General features: G+C 70.1%; 20 protein-coding genes. 19 read left to right on the forward strand and 1 reads right to left on the reverse strand.

Annotated features, from left to right (window positions below; all coding sequences use genetic code 11):
- The first annotated feature begins 354 nt into the window (after positions 1 to 354).
- From L7D48_RS08935 to L7D48_RS08985, 11 genes are all read left to right on the forward strand, one after another.
- Entirely contained in the window at positions 355 to 1,143 is a 789-nt protein-coding gene (locus L7D48_RS08935) for a helix-turn-helix transcriptional regulator (protein WP_237878450.1), read from the forward strand.
- Positions 1,140 to 1,325 (forward strand): DUF397 domain-containing protein, encoded by a 186-nt coding sequence (locus L7D48_RS08940; RefSeq protein WP_237878432.1) that lies wholly within the window; start codon positions 1,140 to 1,142, stop codon positions 1,323 to 1,325. Before L7D48_RS08935 ends, L7D48_RS08940 begins: the two co-directional genes overlap by 4 nt.
- Positions 1,326 to 1,541: 216 nt before the next feature.
- Positions 1,542 to 2,369: an NAD(P)H-binding protein gene (locus L7D48_RS08945; RefSeq protein ID WP_237878433.1), complete on the forward strand. Its 828-nt coding sequence runs from the start codon at positions 1,542 to 1,544 to the stop codon at positions 2,367 to 2,369.
- Positions 2,370 to 2,393: 24 nt separating this feature from the next.
- On the forward strand, positions 2,394 to 3,398 hold the full coding sequence (locus tag L7D48_RS08950) for an AraC family transcriptional regulator (RefSeq protein WP_237878434.1): 1,005 nt from the start codon (positions 2,394 to 2,396) through the stop codon (positions 3,396 to 3,398).
- Positions 3,399 to 4,092: 694 nt separating this feature from the next.
- Positions 4,093 to 5,169, forward strand: coding sequence for an ATP-binding protein (locus tag L7D48_RS08955; RefSeq protein ID WP_237878435.1), 1,077 nt, complete (start codon positions 4,093 to 4,095; stop codon positions 5,167 to 5,169).
- Positions 5,169 to 5,570 carry a roadblock/LC7 domain-containing protein gene (locus tag L7D48_RS08960; RefSeq protein ID WP_237878436.1) on the forward strand — a complete coding sequence of 134 codons (402 nt, stop codon included), beginning with the start codon at positions 5,169 to 5,171 and terminating at the stop codon, positions 5,568 to 5,570. The genes L7D48_RS08955 and L7D48_RS08960 overlap by 1 nt, the downstream gene beginning before the upstream one ends.
- Complete coding sequence (locus L7D48_RS08965) at positions 5,567 to 5,941, forward strand: DUF742 domain-containing protein (protein WP_237878437.1); 375 nt, start codon at positions 5,567 to 5,569, stop codon at positions 5,939 to 5,941. The genes L7D48_RS08960 and L7D48_RS08965 overlap by 4 nt, the downstream gene beginning before the upstream one ends.
- Entirely contained in the window at positions 5,925 to 6,512 is a 588-nt protein-coding gene (locus tag L7D48_RS08970; protein WP_374491752.1) for an ATP/GTP-binding protein, read from the forward strand. The genes L7D48_RS08965 and L7D48_RS08970 overlap by 17 nt, the downstream gene beginning before the upstream one ends.
- 9 nt (positions 6,513 to 6,521) lie before the next feature.
- Positions 6,522 to 7,889 carry a cytochrome P450 gene (locus L7D48_RS08975; RefSeq protein ID WP_237878439.1) on the forward strand — a complete coding sequence of 456 codons (1,368 nt, stop codon included), beginning with the start codon at positions 6,522 to 6,524 and terminating at the stop codon, positions 7,887 to 7,889.
- A 103-nt stretch (positions 7,890 to 7,992) separates the two neighbouring features.
- A complete protein-coding gene (locus tag L7D48_RS08980; RefSeq protein WP_237878440.1) occupies positions 7,993 to 9,243 on the forward strand; it encodes a cytochrome P450 in 1,251 nt (416 codons plus the stop codon).
- A gap of 19 nt (positions 9,244 to 9,262) precedes the next feature.
- Positions 9,263 to 10,024 carry an enoyl-CoA hydratase/isomerase family protein gene (locus L7D48_RS08985; RefSeq protein ID WP_237878451.1) on the forward strand — a complete coding sequence of 254 codons (762 nt, stop codon included), beginning with the start codon at positions 9,263 to 9,265 and terminating at the stop codon, positions 10,022 to 10,024.
- Positions 10,025 to 10,122: 98 nt separating this feature from the next.
- Here the strand turns inward: L7D48_RS08985 and L7D48_RS08990 are convergent, their stop codons facing one another.
- Positions 10,123 to 11,652, reverse strand: a complete 1,530-nt coding sequence (locus L7D48_RS08990) for a UDP-N-acetylglucosamine 1-carboxyvinyltransferase (RefSeq protein WP_237878441.1) — start codon at positions 11,650 to 11,652, stop codon at positions 10,123 to 10,125.
- A 354-nt stretch (positions 11,653 to 12,006) separates the two neighbouring features.
- Here L7D48_RS08990 and L7D48_RS08995 point away from each other — a divergent pair, with 354 nt between their 5' ends.
- From L7D48_RS08995 to L7D48_RS09030, 8 genes are all read left to right on the forward strand, one after another.
- Positions 12,007 to 14,841 (forward strand): aconitate hydratase, encoded by a 2,835-nt coding sequence (locus tag L7D48_RS08995; RefSeq protein ID WP_308312264.1) that lies wholly within the window; start codon positions 12,007 to 12,009, stop codon positions 14,839 to 14,841.
- A 427-nt stretch (positions 14,842 to 15,268) separates the two neighbouring features.
- On the forward strand, positions 15,269 to 16,687 hold the full coding sequence (gene ngcE / locus L7D48_RS09000; protein ID WP_237878443.1) for an N-acetylglucosamine/diacetylchitobiose ABC transporter substrate-binding protein: 1,419 nt from the start codon (positions 15,269 to 15,271) through the stop codon (positions 16,685 to 16,687).
- A gap of 111 nt (positions 16,688 to 16,798) precedes the next feature.
- Positions 16,799 to 17,824: a carbohydrate ABC transporter permease gene (locus tag L7D48_RS09005; RefSeq protein ID WP_237878444.1), complete on the forward strand. Its 1,026-nt coding sequence runs from the start codon at positions 16,799 to 16,801 to the stop codon at positions 17,822 to 17,824.
- Between the two features lie 22 nt (positions 17,825 to 17,846).
- Positions 17,847 to 18,818 (forward strand): carbohydrate ABC transporter permease, encoded by a 972-nt coding sequence (locus L7D48_RS09010; RefSeq protein ID WP_237878445.1) that lies wholly within the window; start codon positions 17,847 to 17,849, stop codon positions 18,816 to 18,818.
- Positions 18,819 to 19,073: 255 nt separating this feature from the next.
- Complete coding sequence (locus tag L7D48_RS09015) at positions 19,074 to 20,333, forward strand: ROK family transcriptional regulator (RefSeq protein ID WP_237878446.1); 1,260 nt, start codon at positions 19,074 to 19,076, stop codon at positions 20,331 to 20,333.
- Between the two features lie 256 nt (positions 20,334 to 20,589).
- Positions 20,590 to 21,696: a sugar ABC transporter substrate-binding protein gene (locus L7D48_RS09020; RefSeq protein WP_237878447.1), complete on the forward strand. Its 1,107-nt coding sequence runs from the start codon at positions 20,590 to 20,592 to the stop codon at positions 21,694 to 21,696.
- Positions 21,697 to 21,794: 98 nt separating this feature from the next.
- Positions 21,795 to 22,583, forward strand: coding sequence for an ATP-binding cassette domain-containing protein (locus L7D48_RS09025; protein WP_237878448.1), 789 nt, complete (start codon positions 21,795 to 21,797; stop codon positions 22,581 to 22,583).
- Positions 22,580 to 23,896, forward strand: a complete 1,317-nt coding sequence (locus L7D48_RS09030; RefSeq protein WP_237878449.1) for a sugar ABC transporter permease — start codon at positions 22,580 to 22,582, stop codon at positions 23,894 to 23,896. The genes L7D48_RS09025 and L7D48_RS09030 overlap by 4 nt, the downstream gene beginning before the upstream one ends.
- Positions 23,897 to 23,911: the final 15 nt, after the last annotated feature.

Below are 23,911 nucleotides of genomic sequence, written 5' to 3' on the forward strand. Positions count from 1 at the left end.
AGGTGGGGGCGCGCGGAGGGCGTGAACGAGTGTGGGATCGCGTACGCGGGGTGAGCGTACGAGCACTTCGGTGGACGGCGCAGGAGGCGTTCCGTCACGCTGAGTGTTGGCCACGAGTGCTTTTGGTAGCCGTCGCGGTCCAGGCACTCAGCATGGAGCAAGCGGAGAGGGCGGCGGATGGACAACGTCGACAGGGCCGGGGTCGGGTTCGAAGTCGAGGGCGAAGTCGGGGCCGGGGACGAGGCCGGAGCCGGGACCGGCGACGGGGACGAGGCCGCGCGGGAGGCCGCAAACGACGATGAGCGGTCGGACCCGGAGAGGGAGTGGGACAGGGAGCCGCACCCCTCGGACAGCATGCGCACCTTCGGCGCGGTCGTTCAGGCGCTGCGCGAGCACGCGGGCCTGAGCCGCGCCGAACTCGGCACCTGGGTGCGGTACTCCAAGCACACGGTGGCCTCGGTGGAGCTGGGACGCCGTATGCCGGACCGGGCGTTCGTGGAACGCGCGGAGCTCGCCCTCGGCAACACCGGCGCCCTGCGCAAGGCCGCCCGCCACCTCACGCGGGGTGAGGTGGGCCTCGCCGCGTGGTTCCGGCAGTGGGCGAGGCTGGAACGGAAGGCGGCGAGCCTGTCGACCTACGAGTGCCGGCTGGTGCCGGGGCTGTTGCAGTCGGAGGCGTACGCGCGGGCGGTGTTCGACAACAGCATCCCGCTGCTGACCGATGAGCAGGCGGAAGCCCAGGTCGCCGCACGGATGGACCGGCAGAGGATGATGCGGGAGCGGCCGACCGTGCCGTTCAGCTTCATCGTGGAGGAGGCGGTTCTCCGGCGCGGGCTGGGCGGACCGCAGGTGCAGGCGAGCATGCTGGACCACGTGCTCGAACTCACCGCACCGCGCAACGTGACGTTTCAAGTGGTGCCGTTGTGGCTGGAGTTCCACGGCTGCCTGGACGGACCTCTGCAGATCCTGGAGACCCCGGAGGGGCGGTGGCTCGGCTACTCCGAAGGGCAGCAGAACGGACGGCTGATCTCGGACCGAAAAGAGATGCGGCTGCTCTGTCAGCGCTATGAAACACTGCGCTCGCAGGCCCTCAACCCCATGGAATCCCGGGACCTGTTGGAGCGACTCCGAGGAGAGCTGTGAAGACGACGGAACTCGACTGGTTCAAGTCCAGCTACAGCGGCACCCAGGGCGACAGCTGCGTGGAGGTCGCCATCGACGGACAGGCCGTCCACGTACGGGACTCCAAGGATCTGGCCCGCCCCGCATTCAAGGTCGGCCGCGAGGGCTGGACCCGGTTCGTGCGCTTCGCGTCGGAGCGCTGATCGACTTCGGGTGCGCTGCTTGCCGCGCCGGGCACCGGCGCGGCGGACGGCACACCCTCACCGTGCGGCTTCGTCCTCGTGGCCGCCGCCCTCGCCGCGTGAACCCCGTCGGGGCGGCCGCGCCCGCCTGCCCGCACCCGCGGGCCGAGACGATCGCGTATGAACATGAGCCCGAGAGCCATGGAGCGTCCGCCGGGCGCGGACTTCAATGAGGCCATGAGCACTCAAGGACAGGACACCGCGCCCATCCTCGTCGTCGGCGGCACCGGCAAGACCGGACGGCGGGTGGTCGACCGCCTCCGGGCGCTCGGCCGCCCCGCGCGGCCCGTCTCCCGCAGCAGCGGGACCCCCTTCGTCTGGGAGGACGAGAACACCTGGCAGGCCGCGCTGGAGGGGGCCCGCGCCGCCTATGTGACCTACTACCCCGACCTCGCTTTCCCGGGGGCGAAGGAAAACGTCGGGCGGTTCGCGGCATTCGCCGTCGAACGGGGGGTGCGCCGCCTGGTGCTGCTCTCCGGCCGGGGCGAGGAGGGCGCGGTCGCCAGCGAGGAGGCGCTCAAGGCCTCCGGCTGCGACTGGACCGTCGTGCGGGCCGACTGGTTCAACCAGAACTTCAGCGAGGACTTCTTCCTCGACCCGGTCCGCTCGGGTGAGCTGGCGCTGCCCGCCGGGGACGCCGTCGAGCCGTTCGTCGACGCCGACGACATCGCCGACGTCGTGGTCGCCGTCCTCACCGACGACCGGCACATCGGCAAGACCTACGAGCTGTCCGGCCCCCGGCCGCTGAGTTTCCACGACGTGGCCCGCGAACTGTCGGCGGCCACCGGCCGGACCATCACCTACACCCCGGTCGGCGCCGACGACTACCGTGCGATGCTGCGGAAGGCGGGCGCGCCGGAGGAGTTCGCGGACCTCTTCACCCTCATCACCGACGGCCGCAACGCCAGTGTGGTGCACGGCGTCCGCGAGGTGCTCGGGCGGGAGCCCAAGGACTTCTCGCGGTACGTCGAGGAGACCGCGGCCACCGGGGTCTGGGACGTCTGACCGAGGGGCGGGGGGACGAGAGCTGTGGACACGATCGGCGGACTGCTGGGGAGCCCCCGGGCCAGGGGCGCCTTCCTGCTGAAGTCGGTGTTCAATCCGCCGTGGGGGCTGCGCGTCGAGGACCGCGCGCCCCTGTCGCTGGTCACCGTGCTGCACGGCTCGGCGTGGGTGCTGCGCGAGGGCGGCGAGCCGGCGCGGCTGGCCGCCGGGGACGTGGCGGTCCTGCGCGGGCCCGACCCGTACACGCTCGCCGACGACCCGGCCACACTGCCGGGCATCACGGTCGGCCCCGGGCAGCGCTGCGGCACCACCGAGGGGGAGGACCTCACCGAGGCGATGTCCCTGGGGGTGCGCACCTGGGGCCAGCCGCACCGCGCGGGGTCGACCGTGATGCTCAGCGGCACCTACCAGGCGCCCGGCGAGGTCGGGCGCAGACTGCTCGACGGCCTGCCCGCCCTGCTTCTCCGCCCCGCCTCGGCCGTTCGCACCCCGCTGATCGGCATGCTGGCCGCCGAGGTGGACAAGGAGGAGATCGGCCAGGAGGTGGTCCTGGACCGGCTGCTCGACCTGCTGCTCATCGACGTTCTGCGCTCCTGGCTGGCGGAGCCCGGCACCGGCGCGCCGCCCTGGTTCCGGGCCCAGGGCGACCCGGTGGTGGGGCAGGCCCTGAGGCTGCTGCACGAGCGGCCCGGCCAGCCGTGGACGGTCGCCTCGCTCGCCTCCGCCGCCGGGGTCTCCCGGGCGGTGCTGGCCCGCCGCTTCACCGAACTCGTCGGCGAGCCGCCGATGTCCTACCTGACCGGGTGGCGGCTGACGCTCGCCGCCGAACTGCTGCGCGACCCCGAGCTGTCCGTCGCAGGCGTCGCCCGGCGGGTGGGCTACTCGGGCCCCTTCGCCCTGAGCACCGCGTTCAAGCGGGAACGCGGCGTCAGCCCGCGGGAGTTCCGCCGGGGGGAGCGGTCCGGCGAGGCCGCGGGCACCGGCTCCGACGAGCGGACGGTCGTCCTCGGGGGCCGTTCCCGGGCGTGACCTCGCCCCCGCCCCCCCGCAGGCCGATCGGTGAAGCGCCGGGCGGCGCGGCTTCCCGTGCCGACCGCGGCCGAGCCGGGCCCCGGCTCGGGAAGGAGGAGAACGGCCCTCTCGCCGAGAGGGCCGTTCCCGCGTCAAGCGTGCTTTTACCCGTATGCCCGTATGCCCGCATGAAGGCCCGGGGGATCCTCTGTGAATTCCACCTGAAAAGCGATGCCGTCGGCCGTGCGGTGCTCGGTTTCGCCCTCGCCGGGTGAGCGGAGAAACAAAACGCCCAAAAGGTGAACGAGAGGGAAATATGCCCGCGATAGCGAAATGGCCCGACTTTGCAAAAACGGCGTCAGGATGCGCGGTGCTAAGATCGACGCGCTTGCTCACCAGCGCCTTGATCGCCGGACCCAGGCCGCCAAGTGTGCTGTGAGAGCAAGTTCCTGACGGTGCGGAACGACCGGATCCGCAGCGGCTACGCTTGGCGGTGCTGAGCACGCAGCGGGCGCGGCGGGGGGATCGCGGCGTGCCGGTGCGCTTCTGCGTTTCCTGCGATACGAGCGAAGCGCGGTTTCACTCATGGCCCCTCGTTAAACGAAGAGAGCTCATGGCACATTACTTCACGGACCCAGTCTTCTGGGTTCTTGCTGCTGTGGCGCTTGTCGCCACGGCCGTACTCCTTCTGAGCAGACGGCGCGCCCGGCAATTGGCCAGTGATTTAACGCTGAAGAACAACCGTATCGGGGAGCTGGAGAGGGGTCTGGCGGAAACGCGGGCACGACTGGCCAGGGCCGAGGAGAACGCCGAAGAGGCCGCCAGGGAGGTCAGGGAGGTCACCGACGGAAAGATCTCCGCGGTCCTCAAGTCCGCCATGCAGACCCTCCGTCTCCTCGCCGGCGAGCAGCAACTCATGCTGGACCGGCTGGAACAGGAGTACGGCGGCCACAAGATCCTGCAGTCACTGCTGGAGGTGGACCGTGCCAACGCCCAGTTCGCCCGTCGCGCCCTGGGCATCACGATCCTGTGCGGCGGATTCCCCGGGCGGCGAAGGGAGCCCGCGTCGGTCCACGACGTGATCCGCAGTGCCCAGGGCCAGATCGGTCCCTTCGACCGGGTCCAGATCCGCTCCCAGAGCAACTTCGCCATCGTCCCCGCCGCGGTGGACGGTGTCGCCCTGGCCGTCGCCGAGCTGCTCGCCAACGCCGCGAGCTACTCGCGCCCCGAGAGCACGATCGAGGTGAACCTCCAGCCCGTCCACCAGGGGCTGTGCATCGTCATCGACGACGCCGGCCCGGGCCTGAGCCCGGAGAGGAAGCAGAAGGCCGCGGAGCTCTTCTCGGGCGAGTACCGGCCCGGTCTGTCCGAACTCGGCAACCCTCCGCAGTTCGGGTTCCCCGTGGTGGCCGAACTGGCGCGCCGCTTCGGCTTCGCCGTGGACGTCAGCACCACCTCTCCCTTCGGCGGTGCGCGGGCGATCGTGCGCATTCCCGAGGGGCTCCTGACGACGGAGTACACCGAGCGGAGGAGTACACCGGCCATGGCAGCCACCCCGCAGAACGCCCCTGCCCCGCAGAACCCCTCCGGCGACCGCACCGCCAACGGCCTGCCCAAGAGGGGCGAACGCAAGGCTCCCATCGCCCTCGTGCACACCACCTCCGCGGAGGCCGGCAGGCAGCCCGGGCAGAACGTGGAGTCCGCCGCCGCCAGGATGGCGGCGCTGCAGAGAGGCACGCGGACAGGGCGACAGCTCCCCGTGACGAATCAGGAAGGGCAGGAGTCTTGATGCAGGAAGACCTGTCATGGATGCTCGCGAACATCCTGAAGGTGCCCGGCGCGCGGCACGCGCTGCTCGTCTCGGCCGACGGACTCAAGCGAGGCATGACCGAGGCCCTTCACCCCGATCTGGCCGACAGGACGGCCGCGGCGATGAGCGCCCTGCAGTCGATCAGCCGCTCCACGGCGGGCTTCGTGGGCCCCGAGGGGGAGTCGCAGTGGCGCCAGACGGTGGTCGAGTTCGACCACGGATGGCTGTTCCTCGTGGCGGCCGGCAGCGGGGCGTACCTGGCCGTCTCGGCCTCGACGGACGTCGACATGGAAGGGATCACCTTCCGCATGCACCAGCTCGTGCAGAGCCTCGGTGAAGAGATGACCGCCCCGCCTCGCGAGATGGCTGATGGAACGTGAGTACTGAAGACCCGGCCTTCGAGCCGACCGGAAGATTAGTACGTCCCTATGTCATCACGGGCGGCCGTGAGATTCCCTCCGAGCGGGAGTTCTCGGTGACGACGCTGATCACGGCCGCCGATGACGCCTCCGACAGGTGGGTGGTGTCCCCGGAGAGCCGCAGTGTGCTGGAACTGTGCATGGGCGGCTACCTCTCGGTCGTCGAGATCGCCGGGTACCTCAACCTCCCCCTGGGGATCGTGCGTGGGCTGCTCGCCGAACTGGCCGAAAACGGAATGATCCTGACCCGTGCTCCGGTGCCGAGCGCCGAGCGCGTCCCCAGACAACTTCTCGAGGATGTACTGCATGGCCTCCGTGCTCGATTCGCCTGACCGTGGGCCGGTCCACCTGGGCCGGTCCGTCCGGACGACGGTGAAGATCCTGGTCGTCGGTCACTTCGGTGTCGGCAAGACCACCTTCGTCGGCAGCATCTCCGAGATCGAGCCGCTGCGCACCGAGGAACTGATCACGGAGGCCAGCGCCGGCGTGGACGACCTCGCCGGTACGCCGGACAAGACGACGACCACGGTCGCCCTGGACTTCGGCCGCCTCACCCTCAGCGAGGAACTGGTCCTGTACCTGTTCGGAACCCCCGGGCAGCAGCGCTTCCAGCAACTGTGGGAGGACCTCTCGATCGGGGCCCTGGGCGCGCTGCTGCTGGTCGACCCGGAGCGGCTGGGCGAGTCCTTCCCGGTCCTGGACCTCGTGGAGCAGTACGGACTGCCGTGCGCGGTCGGGGTGAACCGCTTCGACGGATCCCCCTCCTACGCCGCCGAAGAGGTCCGCGAGGCGCTCAACCTGCCCGACGACGTACCTGTGGTCCCCTGCGACGTCCGGGACCAGGCATCCTCGGCCAACACTCTGATCACTTTCGTGGAGTATCTCCTCTCCCGCACCGACTAGGAGCCCCCCGTGCAGCACCGATCGGACTACCGGCAGCCCCCGCCCGGCTGCCCTGCCCACGGCAGAGTCCCCCTGTACACACCCGAGTTCGGGACCGACCCCGACAGCTACTACGACCACCTGAGGCAGTTCGGGGCCAGTGCGCCCGTGGAGATGGCGCCCGGCGTCGAAGCGGAACTGGTGACGAGTTACGCGGCCGCGCTGCACATCCTGCAGCACCCCGACACGTTCGTCCGGGACGCACGCCGCTGGCGTGCCCTCAACGAGGGCCGCGTACCGGCCGACAGCCCGGCCCTGCCCATGATGGGCTACCGGCCCAACGCCCTGTTCTCCGACGGAGCCGACCACGCGCGGCTGCGGCAGGTGGTGACCGACGGCCTGGACACCGTGGACCCCCATCAGCTGGGGCGTCACGTGGAACAGGTCGCCGACTACCTCATCGACCAGATCAGCGGCCGCGGCCGCAGGGCCGACCTCGTGACCGACTACGCCCAGCAGCTGCCCCTGCTGGTCTTCAGCGAACTCTTCGGGTGTCCGCCCGACATCGGCGACGACATCGTCTTCGGCGTCTCCGGCATATTCGAGGGCGGATCCGACGCCGAGCAGGCCAACCAGATCCTCGGGCAGGCCCTGCACAGGCTGGTCACCCTCAAGCGGCGGTCACCGGGCGCCGACGTGACATCCCAGATGCTCAAGCACCCCGCGGGCCTCAACGACGACGAGATGGTCAACCAGCTCGTCACGCTGCTGTCGGGAGGCACCGCACCGCTGACCTCCCTCATCAGCACGGGCATCGCCCTGATGCTCGGCGACGACCGGTACACGGGCACCCAGGTGCTGGTCGAGGACGCCGTCAACGAAGTGCTGTGGAAGTACGCCCCCATCGCCAACTACGCCGTGCACTACCCCGTGCAGGACGTGGAGCTCGACGGCAGGGTCCTGCGGGCCGACGACCCCGTGGTGATCAGCTTCGCGGCCGCCAACACCGACCCCGCCGTGACCGAGGACCGCTACGCCCTCAGGGGGCGGGCCTACCTCGCGTTCGGCGCGGGCCCCCACGTGTGCCCCGCCAAGGACCCCGCCAACCTGATCGGGACCAGGGCGATCGAGAGGGTGCTCACCCGTCTGCCCGACATCTCCCTGGGCATCGACTTCGACCGCCTGACCTGGCAGCCGACGCCCTGGAGCAGAACGCTCACCACCCTGCCCGTCCACTTCACCCCCGCCCCGCCGTCGGCCCGGCAGTCCCAGGCCCGTCCGCGGCAGGCTTCGGCGCCGGCCGCGGAGCCCGCTCACCATGCCGCGTCCCCCGTGTCGCAGTCCCATGCGAAGGCCACGCGGTGGAGTTCCTTCCTCAAGTGGCTCACCGGAGCGTGATCTACATAACAGCATGTGACGGAGGGATATTCGCATAGTCATTCTGTCGCACGGGTAGGGACGGCAGGTCTTCCCGACTGACCGTCAAGAAGGAGTGCCCCGCGTGGGATCCGCGACAGCCCCCTCCACCGACCGGCGTTCCGCCGCAGCCCTCATATCCCGCCTGCGGACCGCAGCGGGCCAGAGGGACCCCTACCCCTACTACGCGGAACTCCGGGCGATGGGGGGCATCATCCCGGCCCCGTGGGGAGGACACCTGGTCACCTCGTTCGACCTGGCCGACCGGATCCTGCGCAGCAGGGACTGGCACGTCCCCGACGCCCGGTGGCGTGCCGCCCAGGGAGAGGCGACGCGGTGGAGCGCGGTGTCCTCCCAGGAGATGAGCAAGACCCTGCCCGCGCTCAACCCGCCCGACCACACCCGGGTGCGCCGGGTGACCAGCGGCGGGCTCGACCGCAGATCACTGGAGGGGCTGCGGCGCCCGGTCGCCGAGATCACCGGCGGTCTCCTCGACCGGTTCGCCGAACACCTCACCGGTGGAGAGGCGGACTTCGTGCCCCTGGTCGCCGAGGAACTGCCCGTCATGACCGTCGGCCGGTGGCTCGGCCTGCCGGCCGGCGACTACCCCCTGCTGCGCGACCTCACCCACGACCAGGTCTTCGCCCAGGAACTCCTCCCCTCCGCCAGCCAGCTCGCGCTGTCCGACGCGGCGACGGCGCAGCTGCGCGGCTACTTCACCGCACTGGTCCGCGAGCGCCGCGCCAGACCCGGCTCCGACCCGGTCTCGGCCTGGATCCGGGCCTGGGACGGGATCGAGCCCGACCGGGAGGCCGCCGACGAAGCCGTCTACCACACCACCTTGTTCGTCCTCCTGGCCGCGCTCGAGACGACCTCCACCCTGCTGGCCACCATGGTCCGGCTCCTCCTGGAGCGCCCGCGGCAGTGGGAATGGCTGCGCGGCCACCCCGAGCGGGTACCCGCGGCGGTCGAGGAGGCGCTGCGGTACGACGCACCCACCCACGTCGCCAGCCGCATCGCGCGCAAGGACCTCACCGTCGCCGGCGTCGACATCCGCGCGGACCAGATGGTGCACCTCATGATCGGCGCCGCCAACCGCGATCCCGCCCACTGCCCCGACCCCGACACCTTCGACGTCCGCCGCAAGGCGGCCCACCTGAGTTTCAGCGGGGGCATCCACTACTGCCTCGGCGCGCCCCTGGCCCGCCTGGAGGCCACGACCCTGCTGACCGCTCTGCTGGAACGTTTCCCCGCCCTCGTCATCGCCCGCGAGCCCCAGTGGGCCCCGCGGGTCGCCTTCCGCCGCATGCTCACCCTGCCCGTCGCCCTGCCATGAGGTGCCCGTGACCACCCCGATGGAAAACCGGTACAAGACGCTCCACGTCAGCCAGGACGGACCCGTCCTGCACGTCCGCCTGGACAGCCCGGAGACCGGCAACACCCTCACCGCCGCCACCCTCGACGAACTCCTCGCCGTCCTCGGCGCGGTCGGCGACCGCCCCGAGATCCGGGTACTGGTGCTCTCCGGGGCGGGGGAGCACTTCTGCCTGGGCGCCGACCGGGAGGAGTTCGCCACCTCCCTGGAGGCGGACCCCACCGGGAGTGGACTCCGTGTGATCGCCGACAAGGCCCGGCGCGTGTGCGAAGCCCTGGACACCACCACCGCGATCACCATCGCCCAAGTCCACGGCAAGGTCATCGGCGCCGGCCTCGCCCTCACCGTCTTCTGCGACCTGCGGGCCGGAGCGGACACCACCCGGTTCCGGCTGCCCGAGGTCGCCCTGGGCGTGGCACCGGTGTGGGGCGGTGTCCTGCCCCGGCTGCTCAGCGAGGCCGGAACCGCCAGGATCCGCGAACTCCTCCTCACCTGCGCCCCGTTCGGAGCCGAGACGGCACAGGAGATGTCCATCCTCCACAAGGTGGTGCCGGCCGGTGAACTCGACGCGGCCGTCGAGGCCTGGGTCAGGCCGCTGCTCCGCCGCCCGCCCGAGGCGCTTCCGCTGGCCAAGGCCATCCTCGGGGCGTACTCCAGGGGCACTCGGCTCGCGGACGCCGGCCTGCTCGACGCCCAGCTGCTGTCCGCGGCCTGCGCCGTCTCCGCCTCCCGGTCCGGTTGAGCCCGGCCGGTCCTGCCGGTCCTGCCGCCGCGGCCCTTCCCGGCCCGCCGCATCACAGCGCGTCGCGGGCCGGCAAGGGCCGCGGCGGCATCCGGCCGTCAGATGTCGCGGAAGATGTCGATGCGCGCGCCCACCGAGTTCAGCCGCTCGGCCAGGTCCTCGTAACCGCGGTTGATGACGTAGACGTTGCGCAGCACCGAGGTGCCCTCGGCCGCCATCATCGCCAGCAGCACGACCACGGCCGGGCGCAGGGCGGGCGGGCACATCATCTCGGCGGCCCGCCAGCGGGTGGGGCCCTCGACCAGGACGCGGTGGGGGTCCAGGAGCTGGAGGCGGCCGCCGAGCCGGTTGAGGTCGGTCAGGTAGATGGCGCGGTTGTCGTAGACCCAGTCGTGGATGAGGGTCTTGCCCTGGGCGCTGGCGGCGATGGCCGCGAAGAAGGGCACGTTGTCGATGTTGATGCCGGGGAACGGCATCGGGTGGATCTTGTCGATCGGCGCCTCCAGCTTGGAGGGCCGCACGGTGAGGTCGACCAGGCGGGTACGGCCGTTGTCGGCGCGGTACTCCGCGCCGCGGTCGTGGTCCAGGCCCATCTCCTCCAGCACGGCCAGCTCGATCTCCAGGAACTCGATCGGCACCCGCCGCACCGTCAGTTCCGACTCGGTGACCACGGCGGCGGCCAGCAGGCTCATCGCCTCCACCGGGTCCTCGGAGGGGGAGTAGTCCACGTCGCGGTCGATGCCGGGGACGCCGTGGACGGTCAGCGTGGTGGTCCCGACCCCCTCCACCCGCACGCCCAGCTCCTCCAGGAAGAAGCACAGGTCCTGGACCATGTAGTTGGAGGAGGCGTTGCGGATGACGGTGGTGCCGTCGTGCCGGGCGGCGGCCAGCAGGGCGTTCTCGGTGACGGTGTCCCCGCGCTCGGTCAGCACGATGGGGCGGGTGGGGCGCACCGAGCGGTCCACCACCGAGTGGTAGGTGCCCTCGGTCGCGGTGACCTCCAGGCCGAAGTGCCGCAGCGCGCTCATGTGCGGCTGCACGGTGCGGGTGCCCAGGTCGCAGCCGCCGGCGTAGGGGATGCGGAAGTGGTCCATGCGGTGCAGCAGGGGACCGAGGAACATGATGATGCTGCGGGTGCGGCGGGCGGCGTCGGCGTCGATTCCGTCCAGGTCCAGCTCGGCCGGCGGGACGATCTCCAGGTCGGCGCCGTCGTTGATCCAGCGGGTGCGCACCCCGATGGAGCCGAGCACCTCCAGGATCCGGTAGACCTCCTCGATCCGGGCGACCCGGCGCAGCACGGTGCGGCCGGAGTTCAGCAGGGAGGCGCACAGCAGGGCGACGCAGGCGTTCTTGCTGGTCTTGACGTCGATGGCGCCGGACAGGCGGCGGCCTCCGACGACCCGCAGATGCATCGGGCCGGAGTAGCCCAGTGAGACGATCTCACTGTCCAGGGCTTCACCGATACGGGCGATCATCTCAAGACTGATGTTTTGGTTGCCGCGTTCGATGCGGTTGACCGCGCTCTGGCTGGTGGCCAGTGCCTCCGCCAGCTGGGCCTGGGTCCAGCCGCGGTGCTGGCGGGCGTCACGGATGAGCTTGCCGATGCGCATGAGGTAGTCGTCGGTCATGCGTTGGATGTTATCTCAGATATGAGATGTCAACATCCGGGGCTTGAGTGTGTTCCTGTTTTTCTTCCTACTTTCACCCTTTTATCGGGCAAGCGCATGTCCGCCCCGTCCCCGCGTCGGTGCTTGGACGAGTGTGTACGGGTACCCGGGGCGAGGTGGGGCATGACCGTGGAGCGGCCATGTACTAGAGTTATCTCGACATCGAGATATCTACCGAGAGACGTACCGCCGCCGCGTCCACCGAGGCTTCGCCGGGCGACCCTCCACTTAGGTGAGCCTGAGCGAAGCGGTCGGGGCCCGGGGCGGCAGGATCGCGGTGGTACGCGCGAACCCATGCACTTGAAGGAGACTGTCGTGTCGGCGAACAGCTTCGACGCCCGCAGCACGCTGCAGGTGGGCGACGAGTCGTACGAGATCTTCCGGCTGGACAAGGTCGAGGGCTCCGCCCGGCTGCCGTACAGCCTGAAGGTCCTCCTGGAGAACCTCCTCCGCACCGAGGACGGCGCGAACATCACCGCCGACCACATCCGGGCCCTGGGCGGCTGGGACTCCCAGGCCCAGCCCAGCCAGGAGATCCAGTTCACGCCGGCCCGCGTGATCATGCAGGACTTCACCGGCGTGCCCTGCGTGGTGGACCTGGCCACCATGCGCGAGGCCGTCAAGGAGCTCGGCGGCGACCCGTCGAAGATCAACCCGCTCGCCCCGGCCGAGCTGGTCATCGACCACTCCGTCATCGCCGACAAGTTCGGCACCCCGGAGTCCTTCGCGCAGAACGTGGAGCTGGAGTACGGCCGCAACCGCGAGCGCTACCAGTTCCTGCGCTGGGGCCAGACCGCCTTCGACGAGTTCAAGGTCGTGCCCCCCGGCACCGGAATCGTCCACCAGGTGAACATCGAGCACCTGGCCCGCACCGTCATGGTCCGGAACGGCCAGGCCTACCCCGACACCCTGGTCGGCACCGACTCGCACACCACCATGGTCAACGGCCTGGGCGTGCTGGGCTGGGGCGTCGGCGGCATCGAGGCCGAGGCCGCGATGCTGGGCCAGCCGGTCTCCATGCTCATCCCGCGCGTGGTCGGCTTCAAGCTGACCGGCGAGCTGCCCGCCGGCACCACCGCCACCGACCTGGTGCTGACCATCACCGAGATGCTCCGCGAGCACGGTGTGGTCGGCAAGTTCGTGGAGTTCTACGGCGAGGGCGTGGCCGCCACCTCGCTGGCCAACCGCGCCACCATCGGCAACATGTCGCCGGAGTTCGGCTCCACCGCCGCGATCTTCCCCATCGACGGCGAGACCCTGAACTACCTGCGCCTGACCGGCCGCTCCGAGCAGCAGATCGCGCTGGTCGAGGCGTACGCCAAGGAGCAGGGCCTGTGGCTGGACCCGGCCGCCGAGCCGGACTTCTCCGAGAAGCTGGAGCTGGACCTCTCCACGGTCGTGCCCTCCATCGCCGGCCCCAAGCGCCCGCAGGACCGCATCGTCCTGGCCGAGGCCGCCGAGCAGTTCCGCAGGGACGTGCGCAACTACGTCTCCGCCGGCGTCACCGGCGGCGAGGACCGCAAGCCGGGCGTCCCCGCGCAGGAGCAGCCCAAGGGCGTGGCCTCCCCGGTGGACGAGGCGAGCGCCGAGTCCTTCCCGGCCTCCGACGCCCCGGCCTACGGCCACCAGGAGAACGGCTCGGGCGCGCCGCAGCACACCGACGGCCCGGCCGACGACGCGCCGTCCAACCCGGTCACCGTCACCGCCCCCGACGGCTCGACCTACGAGATCGACCACGGCGCCGTCACCGTCGCCGCGATCACCTCCTGCACCAACACCTCCAACCCCTACGTCATGGTCGCCGCCGCCCTGGTGGCCAAGAAGGCGGTGGAGAAGGGCCTGACCCGCAAGCCGTGGGTCAAGACCACCCTGGCCCCGGGCTCCAAGGTCGTCATGGACTACTACGACCGCGCCGGGCTCACCCCCTACCTGGACAAGCTGGGCTTCAACCTCGTCGGCTACGGCTGCACCACCTGCATCGGCAACTCCGGCCCGCTGCCGGAGGAGGTCTCCAAGGCCGTCAACGACAACGACCTGGCCGTGACCTCGGTGCTCTCGGGCAACCGCAACTTCGAGGGCCGCATCAACCCCGACGTCAAGATGAACTACCTGGCGTCCCCGCCGCTGGTCGTCGCGTACGCCATCGCGGGCTCGATGAAGGTGGACATCACCCGTGAGCCGCTGGGCACCGACAAGGACGGCAACCCGGTCTTCCTGAAGGACGTGTGGCCCTCCGAGCAGGAGGTCAACGACGTCGTCGCCTCCGCCATCGGCGAGGACATGTTCTCCACCTCCTACCAGGACGTCTTCGCGGGCGACGCTCAGTGGCAGGCGCTGCCGGTGCCCACCGGCGACACCTTCGAGTGGGACCCGCAGTCCACCTACGTGCGCAAGCCCCCGTACTTCGAGGGCATGGGCATGGACCCGGAGCCGGTGCAGGACATCTCCGGCGCCCGCGTCCTGGCCAAGCTGGGCGACTCGGTCACCACCGACCACATCTCCCCGGCGGGCGCCATCAAGGCCGACACCCCGGCCGGCAAGTACCTCACCGAGCACGGCGTGGAGCGCCGCGACTTCAACTCCTACGGCTCGCGCCGCGGCAACCACGAGGTCATGATCCGCGGCACCTTCGCCAACATCCGCCTGCGCAACCAGATCGCGCCGGGCACCGAGGGCGGCTACACCCGCGACTTCACCCAGGACGGCGGGCCGGTCTCCTTCATCTACGACGCCTCCCAGAACTACCAGGCCGCCGGCATCCCGCTGGTCGTCCTGGCGGGCAAGGAGTACGGTTCGGGCTCCTCGCGCGACTGGGCGGCCAAGGGCACCGCGCTGCTGGGCGTCAAGGCCGTCATCGCCGAGAGCTACGAGCGCATCCACCGCTCGAACCTGATCGGCATGGGCGTGCTGCCGCTGCAGTTCCCCGAGGGGCAGTCGGCCGAGTCGCTGGGCCTGACGGGTGAGGAGACCTTCTCCGTCAGCGGCATCACCGCGCTGAACGAGGGCGGCATCCCGCGGACGGTGAAGGTGACCACCGACACCGGTGTGGAGTTCGACGCCACGGTGCGCATCGACACCCCCGGCGAGGCGGACTACTACCGCAACGGCGGCATCATGCAGTACGTGCTGCGCTCGCTGATCCGCAAGTGAGCCGAGGGTGATCCGCGGTTGACACGCGTCCGAGAGGCCACTGTCCGCCGTCCGGGTGACCGGGCGGCGGGCGGCGGTCCGGACGGCGGCGTTCAAGCGGTGACGGCGGGGCCGTACCTCCCATGGTGGGAGGTACGGCCCCGCCGCGTTTCCCGGAGGTCTCAACTCGGGAAAGACTGGCACCCGAACGCGCACCGATCTTGCCCCCCGGAAGGAGAGTGGACTATACCTGTCGGCGTCCGAGCGGTCATATGAGAAGACGAAGGCTCGAAAGTCGTGGCTCCCGAGGAGGAAGGGCACGGACAAGGCCCGGCGCGGCTTCGTGCAACCGGCGTTACATCCCGCACAACTCAGCTTCAACTCGCAAGCGGTGTCCGGTAGTTCCGGCACACCGCCGGAGTCCTTTACAGAAGGCGAGGACTTGAGCATGGGATCCACCGATGTCAACCGTCGTGATCTGATCAAGCGGGCCACCGCGGCCGGCCTGATCGCCGTCCCCGCCATGAGCGCGCTCTCCGCCTGCGCCACCAGCGACGGCGGCAGCGACAACGAGGTCGCCAAGGGCCAGAAGACCAAGGACAACCCGCTGGGCGTCAACAAGGACGCCGGCCTGGACTTCGTCATCTTCGACGGTGGCTTCGGCACCCAGTACGGCAAGGACGCCGCGAAGATCTACGAGAAGAGCTACGGCAAGGTCGAGCTCACCGCCACCCAGAAGATCCGCTCGGTCCTCCAGCCCAGAATGGTCGGCGGCAACCCGCCCGACCTCATCGACAACTCCGGCGCCGAGCAGATGGACGCGGCCACCCTGATCGCCAAGGACCAGCTCGCCGAGCTGACCCCCCTGTTGGACGCCCCCTCCATCGACGACCCGGACACCAAGGTCCGCGACACCCTCCTGCCGGGCACCATCGAGATGGGCCAGTACGGCGACGAGAAGGTCTGGCGCCTGAACTACGCCTACACCGTCTACGGCCAGTGGTACTCGAAGAAGCTGCTGGCCGACAACGACTGGGAGTACCCCAGGACCTGGGACGAGATGCTCGCCCTGTGCGCCAAGGCCAAGAAGAAGGGCATCGCGGGCTGGACGTACGCCGGCCAGCACCCGTACTACATCCCCTTCACCCTCTACCCGTTCATCGGGAAGATCGGCGGCCGGGAGGTCCTGGACGCCATCGACAACCTGGAGCCGGGCGCCTGGAAGCACGACGCGGTCAAGAGCGCCTTCGAGGCCTACCACGAGCTGTCCGCCAAGGGCTACATCCTGCGGGGCACCCCCGGCCTGGACCACATCCAGTCCCAGACCCAGTGGACCAAGGGCAAGTGCATCTTCATCCCCAACGGCTCCTGGGTGGAGAACGAGGCCGCCGACACCACGCCCGCCGACTTCGACATGGCCTGCGGCGCGGTCACCGGACTGGACGACTCCGACAAGATGCCCTTCGGCACCCTGTGGGCGCAGGCCGGCGAGCCGTTCATAGTGCCCGCCCAGGCCAAGAACCCGGCCGGCGGCATGGAACTGCTGCGGATCATGCTGAGCAAGGAGTCGGCGCAGAACTTCTCCAGGCTGGTGAAGTCGCTGACCTGCGTGGCCGGCGCCACCGACGGCATGAAGATGTCCCCCGGGCTGGCCTCCTCCAGCCAGGCGCTCAAGGACGCCGGGGACAACGTGGTCAACCCGCGCATCTTCGACTGGTACCAGACCCTCCACAAGGAGCAGATCGGCTCGGTGCTCGCCGAACTGCTGGCCGGCCGGATGAAGCCCGCCGAGGCCATGAACAAGTGCCAGGAGTACGCCGACCGGACGGCCAAGGACGACTCCGTCAGGAAGTACAAGCACGCGTGAGCCGGACCCCTGCCGGGTCCGCGCGGGGGAAGGCCCCGGCGCGGACCCGGCAGGGGCGGAGCAGCCGGAAGAACCGGAACAGCCGGAAGGCGGAGATGGGACGAGGGCGGCATGGCCAGTGACAGCCCGGCGGTTGCCGAGGCCACCAAGCAAGCGGAGCCCCCGCCGGGAAGGTCCGGCGCGGGCCGCGGGGAGCGGCGTGTCTCCCCCCACCACCGGACCTATCTGAAGTACCGGTTCATCGCCGGCTTCCTCGCGGTGCCCCTGGTGCTCTACGGCGTCCTGGTCGTGTCGCCCTTCTTCCAGACGTTCTACTACTCGCTGACCGACTGGACGGGCCTGAGCAGCGACTTCGCCTTCGTCGGACTGGACAACTTCAGCCGCCTGATGGAGGACGAGATCTTCCGCAAGGCGCTGTGGCACAACGTCCTGCTGCTGCTGGTCCTGCCCGTCGTCACCCTCGGACTGGGCCTGTTCTTCGCCTTCATGCTCAACGTCGGCGGCCGGCACCGGCGGGGCGAGGCCGTGGCGGGGGTGCGCGGCTCGCGCTTCTACAAGATCGTCTACTTCTTCCCGCAGGCGCTGTCGATCGCGATCGTCGTGGTGCTGTGGAAGTACATCTTCAACCCCGCCGGCGGCCTGCTCAACGGCATACTGTCGGCCGTCGGCTTGGGGGAGTGGCAGCAGAGCTGGCTCGGCGACCCCCGGCTGGCCTTCTGGTGCGTCGTGGTCGTGATGGTGTGGGCGAACGTCGGCTTCTACGTCGTCCTGTTCTCCGCGGCGATGGGCTCCATCCCCCGCGAGATCTACGAGGCGACACTGCTGGACGGCGCCGGCCGGACGACCACGTTCTTCCGCGTCACCCTGCCGCTGATGCGCGACACCGTGCAGACCGGCTGGGTGTACATGGGCATCATGGCGCTCGACGCCTTCGCCGTGGTGCACATCCTGACGGTGAACGCGGGCGGTCCCGCCTACTCGACCATCGTCGCGCCGGTCTACCTCTACAACAAGGCGTTCCAGGACGGACAGGCCGGCTACGCGACCGCCGTCGCCGTCGCCCTGCTGATCGTCACCATGGTCTTCTCCGTGGCGGCGATGGCGTTCGGGCGCAGCAAGGACCGGATCGAGTTCTGACAGGCCAGCGGGAGAACCAGCCATGACCACTGCCGAACCGTCGCCCTCCCTCAGGCCGGGGGAGCCCGAGGAGACCGCCGTAGCCCTCACCAAGGGCACAGCCGGCCCGCAGCGGCCCGCGAACGCGCCCGGCCGGGGCGCCGGGCGGGACGGGGGCGGCGGCACGGAGGGGCGCACCCTCAACGCCTTCTCGCACGCCTTCCTGGTGCTGTGGGCCGTGATGGCCGCCGGGCCCCTGCTGTGGGCGGTGATGAACTCCTTCAAGTCCTCCGGCGCCATCCTGGAGGACCCCTGGTCGCTGCCTTCAAAGCTGAACTGGGAGAACTGGTCCTTCGCCTGGAACCAGGCGAACATCGGCCAGTACACGATCAACTCGGTGATCGTGGTGGGCGGTTCGGTGGTCGGCACCATGCTGCTGGGCTCGATGGTGGCCTACGTCCTGGCCCGCTACGACTTCCCCGGCAACCGGCTGGTGTACTTCCTGTTCGTCGGCGGCATGGCGTTCCCGATCATCGTCGCCCTGGTGCCGCTGTTCTTCGTGATGAAGAACTTCGCGCTGCTGGACACCTACCACGGCCTGATCCTGGTCTACATCGCCTACTCGCTGCCGTTCACCGTCTTCTTCATGTCGGCCTTCTTCCGCACCCTGCCCTCCTCCATCGCGGAGGCCGCCGAGATCGACGGCGCCTCGCACAGCCGGATCTTCTTCCAGGTCATGCTGCCGATGGCCAAGCCCGGCCTGATAAGCGTGGGGATCTTCAACTTCCTGGGCCAGTGGAACCAGTACCTCATCCCCCAGGTGGTGCACGTGGGCGACGCCGACAAGTACGTGCTCACCCAGGGCCTGGCCAACCTGGCGGCCCAGACCGGCTACCGCGGCAACTGGGGAGGGCTCTTCGCCGGCCTGACCCTGGCCGTGCTGCCCATCCTCGTCGTCTACGTCGTCTTCCAGCGGCAGGTGCAGGCGGGACTGACCGCCGGCGCGCTGAAGTAGGCCCGCCCCTCCCGCCACCCGCCCCGGGGCGGCCACCGCACACCGGTGGCCGCCCCGGGGCTTTCGCGTGCGCGGACCGTCACCGTCCGTGCGCGGGCAACATCCGAGCGCCCACTCCGCTCAAGGTCTTGACGGGAGAGAACGCTTCAGGCTGTCCTTATGGTTCACGTGTTGGAGACAAGCCGCACCCCGTCGGCGTGGTGCGGCCCACGGGCAGGTCGTCGAGCCGCCCGTCGAGGCGGGAGTGGATGAGTCGTGGAGACTCCGGGGTCGCAGTCCTCTCTGCACCGGGCCAATCTGGAGCGGGTGGTACGAGCCGTGCGCATCGCGGGCTCGCTCACCCAGGCGGAGATCGCGCGGACCACGGGGCTGTCGGCCGCGACGGTCTCCAACATCGTCCGGGAGCTCAAGGACAACGGCACGGTCGAGGTCACCCCGACCTCCGCCGGAGGGCGCCGGGCCCGCAGCGTCTCGCTGTCGGGGGACGCCGGGATCGTCGTCGGCGTCGACTTCGGCCACTCCCACCTGCGCGTGGCCGTCGGCAACCTGGCCCACCAGGTGCTCGCCGAGGAGTCCGAGCCCATCGACGTGGACGCCTCCGCCTCCCAGGGCTTCGACCGGGCCGAACGGCTGGTGGAGCGGCTGATCGAGGTGACCGGCTTCCGCCGCGAGAAGGTCATCGGGCTGGGCCTGGGCGTCCCCGGCCCGATCGACGTCGAGACCGGCGTGCTGGGCTCCAGCACCATCCTGCCGGGCTGGGCCGGGACCAACCCGCGCGAGGAGCTGTCCTCCCGGCTCGGCGTGGAGGTCCACGTCGACAACGACGCCAACCTCGGCGCGCTGGGCGAACTGGTGTGGGGCAGCGGGCGCGGCGCGCGGGACCTGGCGTACATCAAGGTCGCCAGCGGCGTCGGCGCGGGCCTGGTGATCGACGGCCAGATCTACCGGGGCCCCGGCGGCACCGCGGGCGAGATCGGCCACATCACGCTGGACGAGTCCGGCCCGGTGTGCCGGTGCGGCAACCGCGGCTGCCTGGAGACGTTCACCGCGGCCCGCTACGTCCTGCCGCTGCTGCACTCCAGCCACGGGCCCGACCTGACCATGCCCGAGATGGTCAGGCTCGCCCGTTCCGGCGACCTGGGCTGCCGCCGGGTGGTAGCCGACGTCGGGCGCCACGTGGGCAGCGGCGTCGCCAACCTGTGCAACCTGCTCAATCCCAGCCGGGTCGTGCTCGGCGGCGATCTGGCCGAGGCCGGCGAGCTGGTGCTCGGCCCGATCCGCGACTCGGTCTCCCGGTACGCCATCCCCAGCGCGGCCCGGCAGCTGACGGTGGTGCCCGGCGCGCTGGGCGGCCGCGCGGAGGTGCTGGGCGCGCTGGCGCTGGTGCTGAGCGAGATGGGCGACTCCACGCTGCTGGACGGCTCGCTGAACGGCTCGCTGAACGGTGCGCCGAACGGGGCGCCGAACGGGGCCGCCGGGCGCGTACCGGCCGTCGCCGCCTCCGCCGGGGCCTGACGGGCCCCGGCCGGGCGCGGGCCGGGCGCGCGGAAAACAAGCGAAGAGAGGAACGGGACGGACGGGGACCAAAGGGACCTCCGCGCTCGTGCCATGGCGGCGAGAGCGCTCTCGCCGCCACTCTGTGTTCACCTTGTTCACGCATGGCATCGTTGCGGTCTCGTTAAGAATTTACTTCTTGACGGCAGGTGTTACTGCGAGTTGACTTCCTGCCACCTCGGCCGCAGCGACGCGGCCTCGTCAGGGAGGTTTCTGTATGAACACGCAACTGCGCCGTGCCGCCGTGGCCGTGGCCGCGACCGCCATGGCCGTCTCGCTCGCCGCCTGCGGCAGCGCCAAGGAAGCCGGAGGCGGCGCCTCGGGCGGCGACGACAAGAAGAAGGACGGCCCGCTGACCATCGGCCTGCTGCTGCCGGAGGACCAGACGGCCCGCTACGAGAACTTCGACAAGCCCCTCATAGAGAAGAGAATCAAGGAGCTCTGCTCCGACTGCGAGATCAGCTACGTCAACGCCAAGGAGGACGCGTCGACGCAGCAGCAGCAGATGAACTCGATGATCACCAAGAAGGTGGACGCGATCATCCTGGACGCGGTGGACGCCAAGTCCATCGCCGGTTCCGTCAACAAGGCCGACCAGGCCGGCATCCCGGTCGTCGCCTACGACCGCCTCGCCGAGGGCCCGATCTCCGCCTACACCTCCTTCGACAACGAGCAGGTCGGCAAGGTCCAGGGCACCGCGCTGCTGGAGAAGCTCGGCGACAAGGCCGAGGACGGCCAGATCGTCATGATGAACGGGTCGCCGACCGACCCCAACGCGGCCATGTTCAAGAAGGGCGCCAAGTCCGTCCTGGACGGCAAGGTCAAGGTGGGCAAGTCCTACGACACCACCGGCTGGAAGCCCGAAGAGGCCAACAAGAACATGAGCGGCGCCATCGCCTCCCTGGGCAAGGACAACATCGTCGGCGTCTACTCCGCCAACGACGGCATGGCCGGCGGCATCATCACCGCCCTCAAGAGCGCCGGCGTCGACCCGCTGCCGCCGGTCACCGGCCAGGACGCCGAACTGGCGGGCGTCCAGCGCATCATCTCCGGCGACCAGTTCATGACGGTCTACAAGCCCTTCCAGCCCGAGGCCTACGCCGCCGCCGAGATGGCCGTCGCCCTGGCCCGCGGCGAGAAGCCGGAGACCGAGACCACCGTCGACAGCGCGACCACCAAGGACGTGCCCGCGACCCTGATCGAGCCGATCGCGGTGACCGTCGACAACCTCAAGGACACCGTCGTCAAGGACGGCCTCTACACGGTGGAGGAGATCTGCACGGCCAAGTACGCCGAGGCGTGCGAGAAGGCCGGTCTGAAGTAACGGTCCGGCACTCCGCCGGCCCACCGGTGCCCGCGCCCCCTTCCACCCCGCCGGGCGCGGGCACCGTGCGGTCCCCACCCCCCGTTTCCTCCTAGGAGTTGGTTCACGTGTCCGCTACGCCTGTACTGGCGTTGCGCGGAATCTCCAAGCGCTTCGGTGCCGTTCAGGCGCTCACCGACGTCGATCTGGAGGTCCACGCCGGCGAGGTCGTCGCCCTGGTGGGCGACAACGGCGCCGGAAAGTCCACCCTCGTGAAGACGATCGCCGGCGTCGGCCCCGCCGACGAGGGCGTCTTCGAGTGGCAGGGCCGGGCCGTCGAGGTCAACCGGCCGCACGACGCCCAGGAGCTGGGCATCGCGACCGTCTACCAGGACCTCGCGCTCTGCGACAACCTCGACGTGGTCGGCAACCTGTTCCTCGGGCGCGAGATCCTGCGCTCCGGCGTCCTCGACGAGATCGAGATGGAGCGCCGCGCCCGGGAGCTGCTCGACACCCTGTCGATCCGCATCCCCAGCGTCCGCATCCCCGTCGCCTCCCTCTCCGGCGGCCAGCGGCAGGTCGTCGCGATCGCCCGCTCGATGCTGGGCGAGCCGAAGCTCGTCATCCTCGACGAGCCCACCGCGGCCCTCGGCGTCGAGCAGACCGCCCAGGTCCTCGACCTGGTCGAGAGGCTGCGCGAACGCGGCCTGGCCGTCATCCTCATCAGCCACAACATGGCGGACGTCAAGGCGGTCGCCGACAAGGTGGCGGTGCTCCGGCTCGGCCGCAACAACGGCGTCTTCGACGTCGCGAACACATCCCAGGAAGAGATCATCTCCGCCATCACCGGCGCCACGGAGAACGCCGTGACCCGCCGCAAGGCGCGTACCGCGGGGAGCCGACCGTGAGTGAGACCAAGCTTTCCAAGAACTCCGGGAACTCCGGGAACCCCGAGGGCGCAGCCCCCGCTTCCGGCAACGGCGCGGCCGCCCAGGCCGCCACGCCCGCCGTCGACCCCCGGCTGCTCGTGCGCGAGGAGGGTCTGGCGGGCTACTGGACCGACTTCAAGCGGAAGATGCGCACCGGCGAGCTGGGCTCCGTCCCCGTCGTCGTCGGCCTGATCCTCATCTGGGCGATCTTCCAGTTCCAGGACTCGGCCTTCCTGTCCGCCGAGAACCTCTCCAACCTGTCGGTCTACATCGTCGGCACCGGCCTGATCTCCGTCGGCATCGTCTTCGTGCTGCTGCTGGGCGAGATCGACCTGTCGGTCGGCTCGGTCAGCGGCCTGGCCTCCGCCGTCTTCGCCGTACTCGCCGTCAACAACGGGATGAACGAGTGGCTGGCGGTCCTCCTGGCGCTGCTCACCGGCGCCGCGGTCGGAGCCTTCCACGGCTACTTCTTCGCCAAGATCGGCGTCCCCGCCTTCGTCGTCACCCTGGCGGGCCTGCTCGCCTGGAACGGCCTGATGCTGAAGGTGCTGGGCACCGACGGCACCATCAACCTGGACCGCGAGGGCCTGGTCGGCACCCTGTCCAACCACTACTTCACCGACATCGCCGTCGCCTACGGCACCGCGGCGGTCGCGGTCGGCGTCTTCTTCGCCGTCCAGTTCGCCGGCGCCCGGCGCCGCACCGCGGCCGGCATCCCCGCCCGCCCGCTCAGCGAGATCATCGTGCGCACCGCGGTGCTGGCACTGCTGGCCTTCGGTGCCGCCCACATGCTCAACCAGTACCGGGGCATGCCGCTGGCGCTGCTGATCTTCCTGGTCGTGCTGGTGGCGCTGGACTTCGTCCTCAAGCGCACCTCCTACGGCCGCAAGGTCTTCGCGCTCGGCGGCAACACCGAGGCGGCGCGCCGCGCCGGCATCAATGTCGAACTGGTGCGCATCTCGGTCTTCTCCATCGCGGGCACCATGGCCGCCTTCGGCGGACTGATGATCGCCTCCCGCATCCTGGCCGCCAACCAGGGCGCGGGCAGCGGCAACCTGCTGATGGAGGCCATCGCCGCGGCCGTCATCGGCGGCACCAGCCTCTTCGGCGGGCGCGGCTCGGTGTGGTCCGCGCTGCTGGGCATGCTGGTGATCGGCTCGATCGCCAACGGCATGGCCCTGCTGGGCATCGCCGCCGCCATCCAGTACATGATCACGGGCGCGGTGCTGCTGGCCGCGGTCGTCATCGACTCGGTCTCCCGGCGCACCCAGCGCTCGGCGGGCCGGAGCTGACCGCCCACCCGCCCC

It is taken from the genome of Streptomyces sp. ICN903, assembly GCF_022015835.1.
Classification (GTDB): domain Bacteria; phylum Actinomycetota; class Actinomycetes; order Streptomycetales; family Streptomycetaceae; genus Streptomyces; species Streptomyces fenghuangensis.

Excerpts from the sequence above, each read along its gene's own strand:
- L7D48_RS08935 (WP_237878450.1), top strand. The coding sequence starts at position 355 with ATGCGCACCTTCGGCGCGGTCGTTCAGGCGCTGCGCGAGCACGCGGGC.
- L7D48_RS08990 (WP_237878441.1), bottom strand. The coding sequence starts at position 11,652 with ATGACCGACGACTACCTCATGCGCATCGGCAAGCTCATCCGTGACGCC.
- L7D48_RS09010 (WP_237878445.1), top strand. The coding sequence starts at position 17,847 with ATGACCACTGCCGAACCGTCGCCCTCCCTCAGGCCGGGGGAGCCCGAG.
- L7D48_RS08960 (WP_237878436.1), top strand. The coding sequence starts at position 5,169 with ATGCAGGAAGACCTGTCATGGATGCTCGCGAACATCCTGAAGGTGCCC.
- L7D48_RS09020 (WP_237878447.1), top strand. The coding sequence starts at position 20,590 with ATGAACACGCAACTGCGCCGTGCCGCCGTGGCCGTGGCCGCGACCGCC.
- L7D48_RS08945 (WP_237878433.1), top strand. The coding sequence starts at position 1,542 with ATGAGCACTCAAGGACAGGACACCGCGCCCATCCTCGTCGTCGGCGGC.
- L7D48_RS08985 (WP_237878451.1), top strand. The coding sequence starts at position 9,263 with ATGGAAAACCGGTACAAGACGCTCCACGTCAGCCAGGACGGACCCGTC.
- L7D48_RS09005 (WP_237878444.1), top strand. The coding sequence starts at position 16,799 with ATGGCCAGTGACAGCCCGGCGGTTGCCGAGGCCACCAAGCAAGCGGAG.
- ngcE (WP_237878443.1), top strand. The coding sequence starts at position 15,269 with ATGGGATCCACCGATGTCAACCGTCGTGATCTGATCAAGCGGGCCACC.